19 protein-coding genes are annotated in these 15,051 nt (G+C 66.1%); 9 read left to right on the forward strand and 10 right to left on the reverse strand.

Going from position 1 to position 15,051, the window contains the following annotated elements; all coding sequences use genetic code 11:
* Positions 1–16: 16 nt before the first annotated feature.
* The 6 genes from Sj15T_RS01230 to Sj15T_RS01255 all read right to left on the reverse strand — a co-directional run bounded on the left by Sj15T_RS01230 (position 17) and on the right by Sj15T_RS01255 (position 4,619).
* A complete protein-coding gene (locus Sj15T_RS01230) occupies positions 17–289 on the reverse strand; it encodes an HPr family phosphocarrier protein (protein WP_013039531.1) in 273 nt (90 codons plus the stop codon).
* On the reverse strand, positions 286–690 hold the full coding sequence (locus Sj15T_RS01235) for a PTS sugar transporter subunit IIA (protein ID WP_007687176.1): 405 nt from the start codon (positions 688–690) through the stop codon (positions 286–288). Before Sj15T_RS01235 ends, Sj15T_RS01230 begins: the two co-directional genes overlap by 4 nt.
* 32 nt (positions 691–722) lie before the next feature.
* Entirely contained in the window at positions 723–1,655 is a 933-nt protein-coding gene (gene rapZ, locus Sj15T_RS01240) for an RNase adapter RapZ (protein ID WP_013039532.1), read from the reverse strand.
* Positions 1,652–2,101 (reverse strand): HPr kinase/phosphatase C-terminal domain-containing protein, encoded by a 450-nt coding sequence (locus Sj15T_RS01245; RefSeq protein ID WP_013039533.1) that lies wholly within the window; start codon positions 2,099–2,101, stop codon positions 1,652–1,654. Before Sj15T_RS01245 ends, rapZ begins: the two co-directional genes overlap by 4 nt.
* 249 nt (positions 2,102–2,350) lie before the next feature.
* Complete coding sequence (locus tag Sj15T_RS01250; protein ID WP_007687179.1) at positions 2,351–3,946, reverse strand: stimulus-sensing domain-containing protein; 1,596 nt, start codon at positions 3,944–3,946, stop codon at positions 2,351–2,353.
* Entirely contained in the window at positions 3,912–4,619 is a 708-nt protein-coding gene (locus Sj15T_RS01255; protein ID WP_013039534.1) for a response regulator transcription factor, read from the reverse strand. The genes Sj15T_RS01250 and Sj15T_RS01255 overlap by 35 nt, the downstream gene beginning before the upstream one ends.
* Before the next feature lie 289 nt (positions 4,620–4,908).
* Here Sj15T_RS01255 and Sj15T_RS01260 point away from each other — a divergent pair, with 289 nt between their 5' ends.
* From Sj15T_RS01260 to Sj15T_RS01275, 4 genes are all read left to right on the forward strand, one after another.
* Positions 4,909–6,504, forward strand: coding sequence for a phosphoenolpyruvate carboxykinase (locus tag Sj15T_RS01260; protein WP_041385762.1), 1,596 nt, complete (start codon positions 4,909–4,911; stop codon positions 6,502–6,504).
* A gap of 115 nt (positions 6,505–6,619) precedes the next feature.
* Positions 6,620–6,931, forward strand: a complete 312-nt coding sequence (locus Sj15T_RS01265) for a hypothetical protein (RefSeq protein ID WP_007687182.1) — start codon at positions 6,620–6,622, stop codon at positions 6,929–6,931.
* Positions 6,932–7,131: 200 nt separating this feature from the next.
* On the forward strand, positions 7,132–7,341 hold the full coding sequence (locus Sj15T_RS01270; RefSeq protein WP_007687183.1) for a hypothetical protein: 210 nt from the start codon (positions 7,132–7,134) through the stop codon (positions 7,339–7,341).
* Positions 7,342–7,501: 160 nt separating this feature from the next.
* Entirely contained in the window at positions 7,502–8,317 is an 816-nt protein-coding gene (locus tag Sj15T_RS01275) for a ferredoxin--NADP reductase (protein ID WP_020818375.1), read from the forward strand.
* 237 nt (positions 8,318–8,554) lie between these two features.
* Here the strand turns inward: Sj15T_RS01275 and Sj15T_RS01280 are convergent, their stop codons facing one another.
* Both Sj15T_RS01280 and Sj15T_RS01285 read right to left on the reverse strand, forming a co-directional pair.
* Positions 8,555–8,932, reverse strand: a complete 378-nt coding sequence (locus tag Sj15T_RS01280) for a response regulator (RefSeq protein ID WP_013039538.1) — start codon at positions 8,930–8,932, stop codon at positions 8,555–8,557.
* Between the two features lie 476 nt (positions 8,933–9,408).
* A complete protein-coding gene (locus Sj15T_RS01285) occupies positions 9,409–9,903 on the reverse strand; it encodes a hypothetical protein (protein WP_013039539.1) in 495 nt (164 codons plus the stop codon).
* A 263-nt stretch (positions 9,904–10,166) separates the two neighbouring features.
* Here Sj15T_RS01285 and Sj15T_RS01290 point away from each other — a divergent pair, with 263 nt between their 5' ends.
* The 5 genes from Sj15T_RS01290 to Sj15T_RS01310 all read left to right on the forward strand — a co-directional run bounded on the left by Sj15T_RS01290 (position 10,167) and on the right by Sj15T_RS01310 (position 13,241).
* Positions 10,167–10,448 (forward strand): hypothetical protein, encoded by a 282-nt coding sequence (locus tag Sj15T_RS01290; RefSeq protein WP_007687191.1) that lies wholly within the window; start codon positions 10,167–10,169, stop codon positions 10,446–10,448.
* Positions 10,449–10,460: 12 nt separating this feature from the next.
* Positions 10,461–11,432 (forward strand): manganese catalase family protein, encoded by a 972-nt coding sequence (locus Sj15T_RS01295; protein ID WP_013039540.1) that lies wholly within the window; start codon positions 10,461–10,463, stop codon positions 11,430–11,432.
* Positions 11,433–11,480: 48 nt separating this feature from the next.
* Entirely contained in the window at positions 11,481–12,248 is a 768-nt protein-coding gene (locus Sj15T_RS01300; protein ID WP_007687195.1) for a ZIP family metal transporter, read from the forward strand.
* Between the two features lie 130 nt (positions 12,249–12,378).
* Positions 12,379–12,603 (forward strand): hypothetical protein, encoded by a 225-nt coding sequence (locus Sj15T_RS01305; RefSeq protein WP_013039541.1) that lies wholly within the window; start codon positions 12,379–12,381, stop codon positions 12,601–12,603.
* On the forward strand, positions 12,600–13,241 hold the full coding sequence (locus Sj15T_RS01310) for a DUF4142 domain-containing protein (protein ID WP_013039542.1): 642 nt from the start codon (positions 12,600–12,602) through the stop codon (positions 13,239–13,241). The genes Sj15T_RS01305 and Sj15T_RS01310 overlap by 4 nt, the downstream gene beginning before the upstream one ends.
* A 69-nt stretch (positions 13,242–13,310) precedes the next feature.
* Here the strand turns inward: Sj15T_RS01310 and Sj15T_RS01315 are convergent, their stop codons facing one another.
* Both Sj15T_RS01315 and Sj15T_RS01320 read right to left on the reverse strand, forming a co-directional pair.
* On the reverse strand, positions 13,311–14,348 hold the full coding sequence (locus tag Sj15T_RS01315; RefSeq protein ID WP_013039543.1) for a PAS domain S-box protein: 1,038 nt from the start codon (positions 14,346–14,348) through the stop codon (positions 13,311–13,313).
* A 146-nt stretch (positions 14,349–14,494) separates the two neighbouring features.
* Positions 14,495–14,983 carry a hypothetical protein gene (locus Sj15T_RS01320; RefSeq protein ID WP_013039544.1) on the reverse strand — a complete coding sequence of 163 codons (489 nt, stop codon included), beginning with the start codon at positions 14,981–14,983 and terminating at the stop codon, positions 14,495–14,497.
* Positions 14,984–15,051: the final 68 nt, after the last annotated feature.

Here is a 15,051-nt window from a genome sequence, read left to right on the forward strand (position 1 = left end):
GCGGGCACGACCCGCCTCATTCCTCGCCGAACTTGTCCTCGACCAGCGTCACCAGCTTGCCCAGCGAATCGGCCGCCTCCGGGCCGGTGGCGCTGATCGTGATGCTGTCGCCCATCGCCGCGCCCAGCATCATCAGCCCCATGATGGAGGTTCCGGTGACTTCGCTGCCGTCCTTGCGCACGGTGATCTGCGCGGGCAGGCCGCTGGCCAGGGTCACGAATTTCGCGCTGGCGCGGGCGTGCAGGCCCCGCCGGTTGCGGATCCTGACTTCCTGGCTGATTTCGCTCATGTGGTGCTGCCCAACAGTTCCGATGCGACGCTGATATATTTCTGGCCCGCCTCCCGCGCCGCCGCCACGGCCTGGCGCACGTCCATGACCTTGCGCGCGCTTTCCAGGCGGATCAGCATGGGCAGGTTGATGCCCGCGATCACCTCTATCTCGCCCGCCTTCAGCAGGGAGATGGCCAGGTTCGACGGGGTGCCGCCGAACAGGTCGGTCAGCAGGATCACGCCCGACCCGTCATTGACGCGCGCGACCGCGTCCGCAATGTCGGCGCGGCGCATCTCCATGTCGTCCTCCGGCCCGATGCAGATGGTCTCGATCTGCTGCTGCGGACCGACCACATGTTCCATCGCGACGACGAATTCCGTCGCCAGCGCCCCATGGGTGACGAGTACCAGTCCAATCATCTTGCTTACGTGGCCCACCTGTTCTTCATGGATTACGCTTTCGGGCCTCCCGGTGCGCGCTTCTCCAGGGCGTCCTGGGGCGCTGATTCCATATTGCGGTGCGAGACCGTGGGCGAAAAGCCCGCATCTTGCAAGTCTCTGGCGATGCGTTCGGCGACATGGACCGACCGATGGCGGCCCCCGGTGCAGCCGAACGCCACGGTAATGTAGCTTTTTCCGCCCTCCGCATAGCGGGGCAGCAGCAGCGTCAGCAATTGTTCGATCCGCTGGACGGCCTCTTCATAGGCGGGGTCCGCCATGACATAGGCGGCGACGTCGGGGTCGAGGCCGGTCTTGGGCCGCAGATCCTCCTCCCAATGCGGGTTGCGCAGGAAGCGCATGTCGAACACCAGGTCGGCGTTCAGCGGCACGCCCCGCGAATAGCCGAAGGACATGATCGTCAGCACAGGGTCCGACAGCCCATCGCGGGAGAAGCGGTTGCGGATTTCCTGCTGCAAGCCGTTGCTCGTCAGGCTGCTGGTGTCGATCACCTGATTGGCCCAGCGGCGCAGCGGTTCGGTCAGTTCGCGTTCGCGGGCGATGCCGTGGCGGGCGGGGCGGTCGGTCGCCAGCGGGTGGCGGCGGCGCGTCTCGGCGAAGCGGCGCTCCAGCTCGGCGCCGGAGCAGTCGAGGAACAGCGTCTCGACATCATGGCCGTGGCGGGAGCGCAGCGCCTTGATCCGCTGGACGATGGCGGCGGCGTCGAAGCCCCTGGTCCGCGCATCGATGCCCAGCGCCAGCGGACGGTCCGTCCCCTCCTCATGCCCCTCCGGCAGGGGGGTGTCGAGCAGCCGGTCGAGCAGCACCAGCGGCAAATTGTCGACCACTTCCCAGCCCATGTCCTCCAGCGTCTTGAGCGCGGTGGTCTTGCCCGCGCCCGACAGGCCGGAAACGAGCAGGATGGTCTTCGGCGTTTCGAAACTCACGATGGGCTCGCGCTCTTCAGGCCCATGTTCCTGACTGCGAGTTCCACCTTGATCGGGGCGGACGCCTCGAACGGGGCGAGGCGGACGACGGGGATGTCGACGCCCGCGATCGATCGTTGCGCGGTTTGCGGCGGCATGCGCTCCACCGCGTCGCTCAGGTCGACGGCCAGGGCGACGGGGGCATTGTCCGCATGGGGCATGTCGACCAGGCCCAGGCCGCGCACCTCCATCATCCCGGCGATCCGGTCGGGGGCGCGGGCGAACAGGCGGCCTTCGATTTCCAGCAGGCGGGTATAATCGTCGCTGACCAGCACCGCGCCCCGGTCGATCAGGCGCAGCGCCAGGTCGGACTTGCCCATGCCGCTGGGGCCGCAGAGCAGCACGGCCCGGCCGTCAATCGCCACGCTGGTCGCATGCAGGGTTTCGCAAGAGGGTGTCGACGCCATATCGCCTTATCGCTTTGACGTCATATTAGCCCGTCTTGGCGCTGGGGGAAATCGAATTAACCGAGGGGTTCTCATTATGGGGCGGTTGGTAATCCTCCCTGCGCGAAGCGGGGGGAGGGGGACCAGCCGCAGGCTGGTGGAGGGGAATGGGGCACGACCGACGTATTTCCCCTCCACCACGCTTCGCGCGGTCCCCCTCCCCATCTTTCGATGGGGAGGATTTGGAGAGGTTCGCTTTTTACCGCTGCCTTATTCCGAAACAATCCCCGGATCGCGTTCCACCGCCATGGGCAGGCGCATGATGAAGCAGGCGCCGCTTTGCGCGTCCTGGCGGTCGGCGATGCTGATCTTGCCCTGGTGCCCCTCGACGATGGAGCGGGCGATGGCGAGGCCCAGGCCGCTATGCTTGCCGAACGCCTCGCTTTCCGGGCGGACGCTGTGGAAGCGGCGGAAGACATGTTCGCGTTCGGATTGCGGGACGCCGGGGCCTTCGTCCTCCACGCTGACCAGCACCTCATTGTCCGCCACCGTCGCGACGATCTGGACCAGCCCGCCGTCGGGGGAGAAGGAGATCGCATTGTCGATGAGGTTGTCGAGCACGCGGACGATCCGCTGTTCCTCGCCCAGCACCACGGCAACGTTCCGGCGCGGGCGGGCGAAGGCCAGGCGGACGCCGCGGGGCACGCCGCGGGCTTCGCGGGCGACCACCATCCGCTCGATCAGCAGGCCCAGGTCGATAGGCTCGAACCGGGTGCGCGACAATTGGGCGTCGATGCGGGACGCTTCGGCAATGTCCGTGACCAGGCGGTCGAGCCGCCGCACGTCGTCCTGCGCGATGGCCATCAACTGGGCACGCAGTTCCGGCTTGTCCACCCGGTCCAGCGCGTCCAGCGCGGAACGCAGCGAGGCGATGGGGTTCTTGAGTTCATGGCTGACGTCGGCGGCGAAGGCGTCCGTCGCGTCGATCCGCTGGCGCAGCGCATGGCTCATGTCGGACAGGGCGCGGGCCAGCATGCCGATCTCGTCGCGCCGGTCGGGCAGGCGGGGCACGGTGACTTCGCGGGCGCGGCCCAGCCGCACGCGCACTGCGGCGCGGGCGAGGCGCTGGAGCGGCTGCACGATGGTTCGCGCCAGGAACAGCGAGAGCAGCACCGACGCCAGCACCGCCGCCGCCAGCACCATGCCCAGGCGGAAGCGTTCGGCCCGGACGATGCGGGTGATGTCGCGGGCATTTTCGGTCGCCAGCAGGCCGGTGCCGTCCTTCACGTTGACGGCGGCGGAGATCATGAAGGTGCGGTCGGGCGCATAGCGGTTCGCCGCCTGGGTCCGGCCGCTTTTCCGCGCCACCACCATTTCGGGCCAGGCCTGCGCCCGGTCGACCGCCGGCTCCTCGAAATTGGGCGGCCGGTCGGCGGAGACGATGCGGTCGATCACCTTGTCGAGGAAGCGGGCGACATGGCGCTGCCATCCCTCCTCGGCGGGCAGGCGCAGGCGATAGCGCGGGGCGTTCATGGCGAAGCTGTCGGCGATCAGCCGCCCCTCGGCATCATAGCGGCGGACGCGGTCGCCGGTCTGCCGGGCATAGGCGGCGATCAGCGCATCCTGCCGGTCCGCCGGCGCATTTTCCAGGCCAATGGCCAGCAGCTTCAATTCGCGGGCCGACTGTTGCAGCCGGTCGTCGACGATGCGGGTGCGGTAGCTGTCCAGGTAGAAGAAGCCGCCCGCCAGCAGCGCCAGCGCGAACACGTTGACCGCCAGGATGCGGGGGGTCAGGCTGATCCGGCCGGACCAGCTCCACCCCGCGCCCGCGTCATGCTTCTTCGGAGAAACGATAGCCGGCGCCATAGAGGGTGTCGATTGCGTTGAATTCGGGGTCGACTTCGCGGAACTTGCGGCGAAGGCGCTTGATGTGGCTGTCGATGGTGCGGTCGTCGACATAGACGTCGTCCTGATAGGCCGCGTCCATCAACTGGTTGCGGTTCTTGACCACGCCAGGGCGGGTGGCGAGCGTTTCCAGGATCAGGAATTCGGTGACGGTCAGCGTCACGTCCAGGCCCATCCATTTGACGCGGTGGCGGGCCGGGTCCATCTCCAGCCGTCCGCGCACTATGGGTTCGGCGACCGGCTCGTCGGGCGCGGCATCCGCCTTGCTGACCTCCGCCCGGCGCAGGATGGCCCGGATGCGCGCGATCAGCAGCCGCTGGGAAAAGGGCTTGCTGATATAATCGTCCGCCCCCATGGCCAGGCCCAGCGCCTCGTCCAGCTCATCGGCCTTGGACGTCAGGAAGATGACCGGCATATGGCTTTTTTCCCGCAGCCGCCGCAGCAGTTCCAGCCCATCCATGCGCGGCATCTTGATGTCGAACACGGCAAGGTCGGCGGGATTTTCGATCAGCGCCTTCAGCGCCGCCTCCGGGTCGGAATAGAGGCGCGTCAGAAACCCCTCCGTCTGCAATGCGATGGAGACGGAGGTCAGTATATTCTTGTCATCGTCCACCAGAGCGATGGTTGCGGTCATGCTGTGTCCCGAAAAATCGTCGGCAATGGGAATGCCCCTGCGTTAGACGAAGGCGGCTGCCCCCGCAAGGAAGGTCCGGCGGCGGGTTATGCGGTGTAGCCGTGGGAATTCGGGATAAACGCAGCAGTTGCGGAGTTTTCCGGGGTTTGACGCGCCTTATGCAAAGGCTTATGCCCGATGCGTCTGCAGCAGACGGTGCCAGCGGCCTGAAGATCGCGGCGTCGGGAGGCGGACCGGCCGTAAGCATATAATATGGCGGCCGGAGATAATGATATTCAGGAGTAAAGGCGTGCAGGCCAAATCCCCTTTCACCCTCGATCAGCAGGGTATTTCCACCAGCGCTGATCAATATTGGAATCTGGGCACCGCGCCGCTGGTCGAAGCCGCGCTTGCCAATGGCGAAGGCATTTTGGCCAAGGACGGCCCGCTGGTCGTCAAGACCGGCAAGCATACCGGCCGGTCGGCGAGCGACAAGTTCATCGTCCGGGACGCGGAAACCGAATCCACCGTCTGGTGGGGCAAGACCAACGTGCCCATGACGCCGGAGCATTTCGCGACGCTGAAGGCCGATTTCTTCGCCGCGCTGGGGCAGAAGGACAAGCTCTACATCGCCGACCTGTTCGGCGGATCGCAGCCCGAACATCGCGTCAACGTGCGCGTCATCAACGAATTCGCCTGGCACAACCTGTTCATCCGCACGCTGCTGGTCCGTCCGGGCGCGGAGGAGTTGGCCGGCTTCACCCCCGAATATACGATCATCGACCTGCCGACCTTCCAGGCCGATCCGGCCCGCCACGGCAGCCGCAGCGAAACCGTCATCGCGGTCAACTTCACCGAGAAGCTGATCCTGATCGGCGGCACGCGCTATGCCGGCGAAATGAAGAAATCCGTCTTCGGCATCCTCAACTATCTGCTGCCCACCCGCGGCGTGATGCCGATGCACTGTTCGGCCAATATCGGCCCCGATGGCGACACCGCCGTCTTCTTCGGCCTGTCGGGCACGGGCAAGACCACCCTGTCGGCCGACGCCAGCCGCACCCTGATCGGCGATGACGAGCATGGCTGGTCGGACACGGCGGTCTTCAATTTCGAGGGCGGCTGCTACGCCAAGATGATCAACCTGTCGGCCGAGGCCGAGCCTGAGATCTTCGCCACCACCAAGCGGTTCGGCACGGTGCTGGAAAATGTCGTGATCGACGAGGAAACCCGCGAGATCGACCTGGACGACAACAGCCTGGCCGAAAACAGCCGCGGTTCCTACCCCATCGACTTCATCCCGAATGCGTCGGAGAAGAATCTGGGGCCGGTGCCGAAGAACATCATCTTCCTGACCGCCGATGCCTATGGCGTTCTGCCGCCGATCGCGCGGCTGACGCCGGAACAGGCCATGTATCACTTCCTTTCGGGCTATACGGCGCGGGTCGCCGGGACCGAGATCGGCGTGACGGAGCCGACGGCCACCTTCTCGACCTGCTTCGGCGCGCCCTTCATGCCGCGCCATCCCTCCGTCTACGGCAATCTGCTGAAGGAACGGATCAACAAGGGCGGCGTGACCTGCTGGCTGGTCAACACCGGCTGGACCGGCGGCAAATATGGCGTCGGCAAGCGGATGCCGATCAAGGTGACCCGCGCCCTGCTGAACGCCGCGCTGGACGGCAGCCTCAACAATGCCGAATTCCGCGTCGATCCGAATTTCGGTTTCCAGGTGCCGGTCGCGGTGCCGGGCGTGGATTCGACCATCCTCGATCCGCGCGCGACCTGGGACGACAAGGCGGCCTATGACGAAACCGCCGGCAAGCTGGTCAAGCAGTTCGTCGACAATTTCGCCCAGTTCGAGGACCATGTCGACGCATCGGTGCGCGAGGCGGCCCTGACCGCCGCCTGACGCCAAGGCAATCCGCGAGGAAAGGGGGCCGGAGGAGCGATCCTCCGGCCTCTTTCGCTTCCTGTCGGCGGGGCGGGATGCTATCCTGCATCAAATCATTGGCGGGATATGTCCTATGTTTGACGATTTGCTGAGAAATCTGGGCGGCCTGGAAGCGGTCGCCGCGAAGATCGGCCTTCAGCCCGAACAGATGCAGGCGCTGATGAGCGAGATCGGCGGCAAGATCGCGGCGGGCGAGACCGACGTCGCCGCGCTGGCAACCACGGCGGCCGAACATGGCGTGTCGGCGGACAAGTTGCAGGAACTGTTCGCGCAGTTCGGCGGGCCTGAGGCCATATTGTCCAGGATCGGCGGCCTGTTCGACAGGGACGGCGACGGCAATCCGCTCAATGAACTGGGCGGGCTGGCGAAGGGATTGTTCGGCTGATCTCTGTCATCCCAGCGAAAGCTGGGATCTCAGGCAATAGGGCACGACCTGGCCCCACGAGATCCCAGCTCTCGCTGGGATGACCTGTTTGGCAGGAATAGCCGGGCATACCCCCGATGGGGTATGCTTTTGGATAGGGAAGCGGTTATGAACTTGCGCGGGGACGGGCGTGTCGGCGCTCCGGAGCAAGGGAAATCATCATGGTGGGGGTCATGCTGCGCGGCAGCGCCGTCATTGCGGCGATCTTGAGCGGCAATGCGCAGGGGCACAGCTCATTCGGGCCAAGCGAATGGATGCAGGACGGCGCCTGCATGCCCGCCTATCGGGCCTTGCATGCGTCCCGGCCGCGCAATCTGCCCTGCTGCGTTCCGGCGCGCCGGGCGGCGCCGCTCCCTTGCCCCCGGTCCTGATAGGGCGCGGATGATCGCCAGCTTTCGCGCCGACAAGTTTTTTTCGCCTTGCCTTGGAACGTCCCAGGGGGCATTCGCGCTGCATAGCTTATTGCGAAGCCCACGCAACTGACGCTCCTACCAGGCGACAGTCGCCCTGGATTTGGCAGGGGAAAAGGTTTTGAACGACGTGACGATCGAAAAGCCGGTGCTGGAACCGACCGGCGCGCTATCCGTGGAAACCGTGCTGTCGGTGCGGCATTGGAACGAACATCTTTTCAGCTTCCGCATCACGCGGCCGGCCAGCTTCCGCTTCCGGTCGGGCGAGTTCGTGATGATCGGGTTGCAGGGCGACAATGGCAAGCCGCTGCTGCGCGCCTATTCGGTCGCCAGCCCCGCCTGGGACGAGGAACTGGAGTTCCTGTCGATCAAGGTGCAGGACGGGCCGCTGACGTCGAAGCTGCAACTGATCCAGCCGGGCGACCAGATCTATCTGGGCCGCAAGCCCACCGGCACGCTGGTGACGGACGCGCTGCTGCCGGGCAAGCGGCTGTTCATGCTGTCGACCGGCACGGGGCTGGCGCCCTTCCTCAGCCTGGCGCGCGATCCGGATGTCTACGAGTTCTACGAGCAGGTCGTGGTGGTGCATTCGGTCCGCCGGGTGAGCGACCTCGCCTTCCAGGACGAATTGTCGGGCAAGCTGGCGGACGATCCGCTGGTGGCGGAACAGGCGGCTAGCCAGTTCCATTATGTGCCGACCGTGACCCGCGAGCCGTTCCGCAACAATGTCCGCATCGACAAGTTGGTCGAAAGCGGCGCGCTGTTCGAGGGCATTCCGGGCGAAGCGAGGTTCAACCCGGAAACCGACCGGATCATGATGTGCGGCAGCATGGAGATGATCAAGCAGTTCGGCGCCTATTTCGAGGAACAGGGCTTTGCCGAGGGTTCCAACGCCGCGCCGGGCGCCTATGTGATCGAGCGCGCCTTCGTAGGCTGATCGGCCGAGGGATCGAAGGGACAAGCGCCAACAGGTGACGCCGTCCTTGAAGACCATCAGGGCCAGGGTGGTGCGCTGACGGGGGCCGAACCGCCGGTGCAGCATTTGCCCGCAGTCGGTCCGGACGGCGGCATCGACGCTCCAGTCGCCGCAAAGGCGAGCGCGGCAAGACCGTGGCGCGCCCGCAAGTCTGGAGCAGGCAGCGGATTCCGGAGCAGCCGCGCCGTCGGATCGCAATCAGCGGGAGGGGGGGAGGAGCGATTTCAGCGCGCTTCGCAACCGATCCGGCCTGAAGGGCTTTACCAGGCGCGGCACATTCGCGAAGCGGGCGGGGATAGTCCAGTCGTCATAGCCGGTGGCGAAGGCGAAGGGGATGCGCTGCGCCGCCAGCGCGTCGGCGACAGGGAACGCCATGTCGCCGCACAGGTTGACGTCCAGCACGGCAAGGTCGATCCGCGTTCCCGACTCGATCAGCGACAGCGCGTCCGCGACGCGGGGCACCGGGCCAAGGATCACGGCATTGTCCTGCGTCAGCGCCTCGGCAAGGTCGGTGGCGATGAGATATTCATCCTCCGCGATCAATATGCGGCAATCCTGCAACGCAGCTTCCGTCATCTTCCACCGCCTTCATCCCGCAGCGGGACATGGCCCGGCAATCCCCTGCGCCGCAGCTTGTGCCTTCTTGCCCATGATCTTCCCTGTTGCGCCATCATGGTAACGCGCCCGCAGGGGAATCGGCCCTAAAATAAGTCGCTCGCCCTGAACTTTTTTCCGGACGGCTTCATTGCTCCCCTGGAGAAGCGAAGCCTGCCCGACAGGGACATCAATGTGGCCGCGGCATTGGCTAGGGTGTGTGGGGATTCAGTTCAGGGGGCGGCGAAAATAGTGGATTTCGAGAACCTCGAAACGAGGCAGGTGACTCGTTTCGACGCAGCGTACTTCAGTACGTGAGCACCGGAAGCGGAGAAAGCCGCTATTTGCAGCCCGCCATGGGCTGAATCCCCACACACCCTAGGCGAGTGGATGCCCGAATGGCCGTGCCGTCCATGGCGACAAGGCCGAAATCGACGAACCGCCGGACTCCGAAACGGTCAATCGTCGGTTTCCGCGACGCCGTTGCGATTGTCGTCCTCGCCGACGGAGCGGCCGCCCAGATGGCCGGTGCCGTGATAGCCGATCTCCGTCTGGCCGCCATGGCCCATGCGGCTGCCGAAGTCGTTTTTCGACTTCCTGCGTCCATGCGGATAGGGCGCGCCGGCGCTTTGCCCGCCCGGACTGGCGGCCGACATGTCAAGATCGCTGACGCCGTCGGGATGGGATCGCTTGCCGCCATCCTGCGGCTGCATGCTCCTGTCCTCGCCTTCGTCGTCATCGGCAGGCGCCATGTCCGCGCCGCCCGCCTCCACGAAGGCGGTGCCGGATATGTCCTCAACCTCCGCCCGCACGCCTTTGATGTGGCGGCGCCTCTGCGCCTTGCCGGCAGGCTCGTCGGCGGCGCGCTCGCCGCGCCAGCCCTGTTCGGGCGGGGCGGCATCGTCCTTTATGGGCGATCCTTGCCCTTGCAGAAATGCGTTGCGGTCGTTCATCGCGATTCTTCCCGAAAATATCTTCTCTCCGTCACCAACGTCCCGCGTCGCGGGGCGATCCGCATGGCGGGCTAAACTGGATCAGTTTCCGGCGGCCTTTCCCCTGTTCCGGCGGACGCCGATTCCGAGGGCGAGTTTTCGGAAGAACCCGGCGGGAATATCCTGGATCGGTTGGCTGTAAACTGAATTATCGCTCCATCGCGGATCGCGGAACGCTTGCCGCCGGCGCGGCTTAACTGCCCTTGTTCGATGTGGGAGCAGTAATGGCCAGGGCGAATAGAAGCATCGGGGCAAGGGTTCGACTGCTCGTCGGCGCGGCCATCGAGACGGCGGGGATCGCCGCGCTGTGCATCCTGGCCCATGCCTGGCTGACCGGCGCGTCGCTTCGCCCGGAGGCTGTCATGGCCGCGATGCTGGGCGCGGGCGCCATCGTCCTGATCGCAGGGAGCGTGATCGCCTGCGTCGTTCCCATCCTGCACGGCGATTTCAAGCAAGGTCAGCCGCGAATTCGCGGCAGTCGTTTTTCATCCGGCAATGGAGCCTGAGGAGATCATTCCATGTTCATGCATAACAAGCGGCTTCAATATACGGTGAGGGTTTCCGAGACCAATCCCGCGCTCGCCTCCCTGCTGCTGGAACAATTTGGCGGGCCGGACGGAGAACTGGCGGCGGCCATGCGCTATTTCACCCAGGGACTGGCCGAGGACGATCCGGGGCGTAAGGACATGCTGCTGGACATCGCGACCGAGGAACTCAGCCACCTGGAAGTCATCGGGTCGATCGTCGCCATGCTGAACAAGGGCGCGAAGTCGGCCCTGACCGAAGCGTCGATGGAGGAGGCGGAACTCTACATGTCGCTGAACGCAGGCGGGAACAGCCATACCCAGTCGATCCTCTATGGCGGCGGGCCGTCGCTCACCAACAGTTCGGGCGTTCCATGGACCGCCGCCTATGTCGACAGCCGCGGCGATCCCACCTGCGACCTGCGGTCCAACATCGCCGCCGAAAGCCGGGCCAAGATCATCTACGAACGGCTGATCAACATCACCGACGATCCGGGCGTCAAGGATGCGCTGGGCTTCCTGATGACGCGGGAGGTTTCGCACCAAAAGAGCTTCGAAAAGGCGCTCTATTCGATCAAGGACAATTTCCCCGCCGGCAAGCTGCCCGGCCTTGCCCCCTATGCCAGCCTCTATGTCAACGCGTCCCAGGGCGAAGGCGATGCGGTCGGCCCCTGGAACACGGGCGAGCAGTGGGAGCGGATCGACGATATTGAAGGCAGGTTGCCTCTCGATGGCGGCGACGGCCAGGCGTCGGTCGCGCTCCCCGAGCAGGAGATGCAGGATTTCGCGGCGATGACCGAACGCCTGAAGTCCGATCCCAACGCCAATCCGGTGACCGGCGCCGATCTGGGCGGCGGGCCGGGCGCGGGCAAGCTGAGCGACGAGGATCTGGGCGGGGCGAGCGACATGGAGGACGCCCGGTCGCAGGCCGCCGCGAAACGCCCCTTTCCGTCGGGCGAAGAATGAGATGGTAGGGGACGCCTTGCGACGGAGCGCGGGAGAGCAGGCCAGCCGTTGAGCATCGACCTGTCGCCGGTTCTGGCCGGCACGACGGCCAGCCTGCTCGCGGGCGCGGCGACCGGACTGGGCGGATTGCCCCTGCTGGGCATTGGCCGGTCGGCGCTGCGTTACCAGGGCGCGATGCTGGGGTTCGCGGCGGGCGTGATGCTCGCCGCGTCCTTCTTTTCGCTGATCGTGCCCGCTGTCGGCATATTGGATCGGCAGGGCGTCGGTTCCTGGCCCGCGGCAGGGACGGTTGCCGTCGCGGTGCTGGTAGGCGGGCTGCTGCTGCTGGCCCTCAGCCGTTTCTCCCTGGAGCGGTTCACCACTGCCGAGGGCTTGGACCGGATCGGCCATCGCATCTGGCTGCTGGTGGCGGCGATCACGCTCCACAACGCGCCGGAGGGGCTGGCGGTCGGCGTCAGCTTCGCGCGGGATGCAGGGGGAGAGGGCTATGCCACGGCGCTGGGCATCGGCATTCAGAACATACCCGAAGGCTTTGCCGTGGGGAGCGCGCTGGCGTTGCGCTACCCGCCGATATGGGCCTTTGCCGGGGCGCTGGCCTCAGGGTTGGTGGAGCCTGTCTTCGGGGCCTTGGGCGCGGCGCTGGTGCATCGCTACGCCATGCTGCTGCCCATCGCCCTGTGCCTGGCGGCAGGCGCGATGATCAGCGTCGTGATGGACCAGATCGCGCCGGAACTGGGCGAGGACGGGCAGTCGGCGCAGGCGAGCCTGCTGGTCGGCCTTGCGGTCATGACCTGCCTTGACATTGCGCTGGGTTGAAGGCGGTCGGCGCGGCGCCGGGCTCGCGGAGTGAAAAGCGCGGCCGCGCTAACATAGGGTTGCGACACCGGAGTCCTCCTTCGGCCCGCCGGGCGTTGTCGCAGCGACAGCCCTGTAGAAGGAGAACCCCATGCCTTGTTCCAGCATGCCGCGTCCCGCATCCACTGCCCTGATCCTGATTGCGGCCTCCGCCCTGCTTTGCGCTTGCAGCCCCGCCGCGCAGAATGAAAATGGCAGGGTGCCGGGCGGGACCAACCAGCAGGAGGCGATCAATGCCGCCGGCGACATGGGCGGCGCGAACGCGATGCCGGGCATCGGCGCTCCCGGCGCGGGCGGCAACGGGACGCAGCCATGAGCGGCGGCGGCGCGTTCCGGCCCGGCCTGCCCGCCTTCCTGGCCCTGCTGGTCCTTTCCGGCTGCAACCAGACCGACGGCGCGTCGGAGCAGGGGCCGGCCAATGGCAGCGCCACGGTGGCCAAGCATTATGAAGGGCCGAAGCCCGAAGGCGTTTCCCGCCCCGACGAGGCGGTCACCACCACCTTCTACATCCCGCAGGCGGCGATCGGCGACATGTATGAGATGGAGGCGGGCAAGATCGCCATGGTGCGCGCCCGCGCGCCCGAAGTGAAGGCATTTGCGCGGATGATGGTCGCCGACCACCAGCGAAGCAGCGATCGGCTCCGGCGCTTCGTCGCCGACAATCCGGTCAACATCGCCATTCCGCGGAATATCGATGCGCGTCGCCGGGCGATGCTGGGCCAGCTCAACGGCGCGGGGGACCGGGAATTCGACAGCGTCTATGTCGGCCAGCAGGCCGCGGCGCATCTGGAGGCGTTCAACCTGCAAAGCAGCTATGCCAGGCGGGGCGATTATCCGGCGCTCAGGAAGATGGCGGGAGAGATGGTTCCCGTGATTGCGGCGCACCGCAAGCAGGCGGAGGCGCTGGACGCCAGATTCGGTCCGACCGCCCGGTCGGTTCCGGCCGGGCAATGATGCGCGGATGCCATCGAAGGGTCGATCGGACCCACGGTCGAGCGCCTGCTCCAGCGTTATTGAGCGGCGCTATGCGGCGAGGCGGCTCAGCTTGAACCGGATTTCCATCGTCAGGCCGGCATCCTTCCACGACCGGATGAGGGTGCCGCCCGTGCCCTTGAGCGACGCCTGTTCCAGCGCCGTTCCGAAGCCTTCGCGATCCGGCGTCCGGTCCAGGCGGGGGCCGCCGCATTCCGCCCAATGGATGATCGCATCGTCATCCTGAACGCTGACGGTGACGTCCAGCCGTCCGTCCGGGGTCGAGAGCGCGCCATATTTGGCGGCATTGGTCGCCAATTCGTGCAGCAGCAGCGCGACCGAGGTGAACGCGCCGCCGCCGACGGGCAGGTCCGTGCCCTTCACGAATATGCGCTTGCGCTCATCCGCCAGTTCGTGGGGAGCGACGATGGCCTCCAGCAGCGAGAACAGGGTGGTGGAGCTTTCCGTCGTCCCTTCATTGTCCAAGTCGGGCAAGGTGAGCTGGTGCGCGGCGGCGAGGGCCATCAGCCGCGCCGTCAGGTCGCTTGTCAGTTCCCCGACATCATGCGCGCCGCGCGCGCTCAGCGCCACCAGCCCTGTGGCCAGGGCGAAAAGATTTTTGACGCGGTGACGCATCTCCTTGAGCAACAGCATCTGTTGCGCGGCGGCGCGTTTCTGGGCGGTGATGTCGCGGGCGATCTTGGAGGCGCCCAATATCTGCCCCGCCGCGTTGCGGACGGGGGACACGGTCAGGGATATTTCGATGAGCGTGCCGTCCTTGCGGCGGCGGACCGTCTCGAAATGATCGATCCGCTCGCCGGCGCGCAGGCGCGCGAGGATATGCTCCTCCTCATGCAGGCGGTCTTCGGGAATGACGATCGTCACCGGCTTGCCGATCGCTTCCTCGGCGGAATAGCCGAACAGGCGGGACGCGCCCCGGTTCCAGGTGGTGATGACCCCGTCCAGCGTCTTGCTGAGAATGGCGTCGTCGGAATTTTCCACAATGGCGGCCAGCCAGGCTCCGGCGTCGATTTCCGATGTCCTGTCCGACCTGCCTGCCTCAATCGCTATATCCGGTAGATCCGACAATCCTGCTTCCTTGCGTCCGCCCTGTCGGGCGCTAGAAGGCTGCATGGAAAGCCAGCCTCGATGGGCCGCTTATAATGGCCGTTCATTGCTGTGCACTTAACCAGATTAAGCATCCGGTCGTGGTCGCGCCGGCTTTTTCCCGGCCGTCAACGCACCTGTCGCTCCGGAACGGACGGGGCCTGGTGACAAGCCATGCCCTCCGGCTCCATGGTGGTGGGGGAGCCGAGCGAATGGGCAGGCGGATCGTCGGATTTGCGCGGATCGCCGGGGGACACCGGCAACATCTTCCCGGTCTTCCGGTCCAGTGCGCGGGCCACGATGATGTCCGCCACCGTCGCGCCCATGACGAAGGCGATCGGCGCCCAAAGCGGCCGGCGCCGGCTGGCGAGCGCGAGCGCCGCAAGGTCCAGCGCATCGCCGGCCACGCGGTTCCAGACCCGCGTGGAATGCGCCGGCGCTGCCAGGATGCCGGCGCCGGACAGCAGTTCGCGTGCGCCGAACAGCCTTATCGTGACGCGGGCGGCGGCATGGTCATGGCCCAGCCGCCTGGCGATGGCGCGCGGCCGGGCGACTTCCGCCAATCCCAGTCCTATGGAGAAAAGACCCAGCCCAAGGCTCCAATGCTTCGGTTCCATCTGCAACCAGCCTCCTGGGCAGGAGAACGGCGGGTCGCGAAGGCGGGTTCCCGATGGCGCCGGATGCC

Origin of the sequence: Sphingobium sp. TA15, from assembly GCF_037101235.1 — a bacterium.
Taxonomy (GTDB): Bacteria; Pseudomonadota; Alphaproteobacteria; order Sphingomonadales; family Sphingomonadaceae; genus Sphingobium; species Sphingobium indicum.

Coding starts and splice junctions, on each gene's coding strand:
- Sj15T_RS01230 (WP_013039531.1), bottom strand. CDS start 289: ATGAGCGAAATCAGCCAGGAAGTCAGGATCCGCAACCGGCGGGGCCTG.
- Sj15T_RS01265 (WP_007687182.1), top strand. CDS start 6,620: ATGTTTGACGATTTGCTGAGAAATCTGGGCGGCCTGGAAGCGGTCGCC.
- Sj15T_RS01270 (WP_007687183.1), top strand. CDS start 7,132: ATGGTGGGGGTCATGCTGCGCGGCAGCGCCGTCATTGCGGCGATCTTG.
- Sj15T_RS01305 (WP_013039541.1), top strand. CDS start 12,379: ATGCCTTGTTCCAGCATGCCGCGTCCCGCATCCACTGCCCTGATCCTG.
- Sj15T_RS01295 (WP_013039540.1), top strand. CDS start 10,461: ATGTTCATGCATAACAAGCGGCTTCAATATACGGTGAGGGTTTCCGAG.
- Sj15T_RS01285 (WP_013039539.1), bottom strand. CDS start 9,903: ATGAACGACCGCAACGCATTTCTGCAAGGGCAAGGATCGCCCATAAAG.
- Sj15T_RS01235 (WP_007687176.1), bottom strand. CDS start 690: ATGATTGGACTGGTACTCGTCACCCATGGGGCGCTGGCGACGGAATTC.
- Sj15T_RS01255 (WP_013039534.1), bottom strand. CDS start 4,619: ATGACCGCAACCATCGCTCTGGTGGACGATGACAAGAATATACTGACC.
- Sj15T_RS01290 (WP_007687191.1), top strand. CDS start 10,167: ATGGCCAGGGCGAATAGAAGCATCGGGGCAAGGGTTCGACTGCTCGTC.
- Sj15T_RS01250 (WP_007687179.1), bottom strand. CDS start 3,946: ATGGCGCCGGCTATCGTTTCTCCGAAGAAGCATGACGCGGGCGCGGGG.
- Sj15T_RS01320 (WP_013039544.1), bottom strand. CDS start 14,983: ATGGAACCGAAGCATTGGAGCCTTGGGCTGGGTCTTTTCTCCATAGGA.
- Sj15T_RS01310 (WP_013039542.1), top strand. CDS start 12,600: ATGAGCGGCGGCGGCGCGTTCCGGCCCGGCCTGCCCGCCTTCCTGGCC.
- Sj15T_RS01280 (WP_013039538.1), bottom strand. CDS start 8,932: ATGACGGAAGCTGCGTTGCAGGATTGCCGCATATTGATCGCGGAGGAT.
- Sj15T_RS01245 (WP_013039533.1), bottom strand. CDS start 2,101: ATGGCGTCGACACCCTCTTGCGAAACCCTGCATGCGACCAGCGTGGCG.